The organism is Planococcus soli (assembly GCF_016881065.1).
In the GTDB taxonomy this organism is placed as follows: domain Bacteria; phylum Bacillota; class Bacilli; order Bacillales_A; family Planococcaceae; genus Planococcus; species Planococcus soli.
Map to the genome: position 1 here is coordinate 1 of NZ_WXYN01000048.1, position 2,979 is coordinate 2,979.

Sequence of the window (2,979 nt, forward strand, 5' to 3'; positions counted from 1 at the left end):
TTGGTTAAGTCCTCGATCGATTAGTATTCGTCAGCTGCACGTGTCGCCACGCTTCCACCTCGAACCTATCTACCTCATCGTCTTTGAGGGATCTTACTTGCTTGCGCAATGGGAAATCTCATCTTGAGGGGGGCTTCGTGCTTAGATGCTTTCAGCACTTATCCCGGCCACACATAGCTACCCAGCGATGCCCTTGGCAGAACAACTGGTACACCAGCGGTGTGTCCATCCCGGTCCTCTCGTACTAAGGACAGCTCCTCTCAAATTTCCTGCGCCCGCGACGGATAGGGACCGAACTGTCTCACGACGTTCTGAACCCAGCTCGCGTACCGCTTTAATGGGCGAACAGCCCAACCCTTGGGACCGACTACAGCCCCAGGATGCGATGAGCCGACATCGAGGTGCCAAACCTCCCCGTCGATGTGGACTCTTGGGGGAGATAAGCCTGTTATCCCCGGGGTAGCTTTTATCCGTTGAGCGATGGCCCTTCCATGCGGAACCACCGGATCACTAAGCCCGTCTTTCGACCCTGCTCGACCTGTACGTCTCGCAGTCAAGCTCCCTTCTGCCTTTACACTCTGCGAATGATTTCCAACCATTCTGAGGGAACCTTTGGGCGCCTCCGTTACTCTTTAGGAGGCGACCGCCCCAGTCAAACTGCCCGCCTGACACTGTCTCCCACCCCGATCAGGGGTGTGGGTTAGAATTTCAATACAACCAGGGTAGTATCCCACTGACGCCTCCTCCGAAGCTGGCGCTCCGGAATCTCTGGCTCCTACCTATCCTGTACAAGTTGCACCAAAATTCAATATCAGGCTACAGTAAAGCTCCACGGGGTCTTTCCGTCCTGTCGCGGGTAACCTGCATCTTCACAGGTACTATAATTTCACCGAGTCTCTCGTTGAGACAGTGCCCAGATCGTTACGCCTTTCGTGCGGGTCGGAACTTACCCGACAAGGAATTTCGCTACCTTAGGACCGTTATAGTTACGGCCGCCGTTTACTGGGGCTTCAGTTCGCACCTTCGCTTGCGCTAAGCACTCCCCTTAACCTTCCAGCACCGGGCAGGCGTCAGCCCCTATACGTCACCTTACGGTTTTGCAGAGACCTGTGTTTTTGCTAAACAGTCGCCTGGGCCTATTCACTGCGGCTCTCTCGGGCTATTCACCCTACCAGAGCACCCCTTCTCCCGAAGTTACGGGGTCATTTTGCCGAGTTCCTTAACGAGAGTTCACTCGCTCACCTTAGAATTCTCTTCTCGCCTACCTGTGTCGGTTTGCGGTACGGGCACCTCCCGCCTCGCTAGAGGCTTTTCTTGGCAGTGTGAAATCAGGGACTCCGAGGTAAACCTCTTGCCATCACAGCTCAACGTATCAGGAATGGGATTTGCCTCATTCCACGCCTCACTGCTTGGACGTGCACAACCAACGGCACGCTCTCCTTATCCTTCTGCGTCCCCCCATTGCTCAAACGGCGGGGAGGTGGTACAGGAATATCAACCTGTTGTCCATCGTCTACGCCTATCGGCCTCGACTTAGGTCCCGACTAACCCTGAGCGGACGAGCCTTCCTCAGGAAACCTTAGGCATTCGGTGGACGGGATTCTCACCCGTCTTTCGTTACTCATACCGGCATTCTCACTTCTAAGCGCTCCACCAGTCCTTGCGGTCTGACTTCAACGCCCTTAGAACGCTCTCCTACCACGGATCTCTAACGAGATCCATCCACAGCTTCGGTAATCCGTTTAGCCCCGGTACATTTTCGGCGCAGTGTCACTCGACCAGTGAGCTATTACGCACTCTTTAAATGATGGCTGCTTCTAAGCCAACATCCTGGTTGTCTAAGCAACGCCACATCCTTTTCCACTTAACGGATATTTGGGGACCTTAGCTGGTGGTCTGGGCTGTTTCCCTCTTGACTACGGATCTTATCACTCGCAGTCTGACTCCCAAGCATAAATCACTGGCATTCGGAGTTTGTCTGAATTCGGTAACCCGGGATGGGCCCCTAGTCCAAACAGTGCTCTACCTCCAGGATTCTCAATCTTGAGGCTAGCCCTAAAGCTATTTCGGAGAGAACCAGCTATCTCCAGGTTCGATTGGAATTTCTCCGCTACCCACACCTCATCCCCGCACTTTTCAACGTGCGTGGGTTCGGGCCTCCAGTAAGTGTTACCTTACCTTCACCCTGGACATGGGTAGATCACCTGGTTTCGGGTCTACAACTGCATACTCTGTCGCCCTATTCAGACTCGCTTTCGCTGCGGCTCCGCCTTCTCAGCTTAACCTTGCATGCAATCGTAACTCGCCGGTTCATTCTACAAAAGGCACGCCATCACCCATTAACGGGCTTTGACTACTTGTAGGCACACGGTTTCAGGATCTATTTCACTCCCCTTCCGGGGTGCTTTTCACCTTTCCCTCACGGTACTGGTTCACTATCGGTCACTAGGAAGTATTTAGCCTTGGGAGATGGTCCTCCCGGATTCCGACGGAATTTCACGTGTTCCGCCGTACTCAGGATCCACTCTGGAGGGGCAGGGTTTTCGGCTACGGGGCTATTACCCGCTGCGGCGGACCGTTCCAGGTCGCTTCGCCTAATCCTGCCTTTTGTAACTCCGTATAGAGTGTCCTACAACCCCAAGAGGCAAGCCTCTTGGTTTGGGCTGATCCCGTTTCGCTCGCCGCTACTCAGGGAATCGCATTTGCTTTCTCTTCCTCCAGGTACTTAGATGTTTCAGTTCCCTGGGTCTGCCTTCTCATGTGCTATCAATTCACACATGGATACTGCCCGATTAAAGGCAGTGGGTTCCCCCATTCGGAAATCTCCGGATCACAGCTCACTTACAGCTCCCCGAAGCATATCGGTGTTAGTGCCGTCCTTCTTCGGCTCCTAGTGCCAAGGCATCCACCGTGCGCCCTTTCTAACTTAACCAATGGTCAATTAAAAAGTTGTGGCCAAACGGCCACGCGTACATGAAT

The 2,979-nt window shown here is 53.7% G+C and carries 1 rRNA gene; it reads right to left on the minus strand.

The window, feature by feature from the left end:
* Positions 1-2,932 (minus strand): 23S ribosomal RNA (locus tag GJB59_RS14175).
* Between the last annotated feature and the right edge of the window lie 47 nt (positions 2,933-2,979).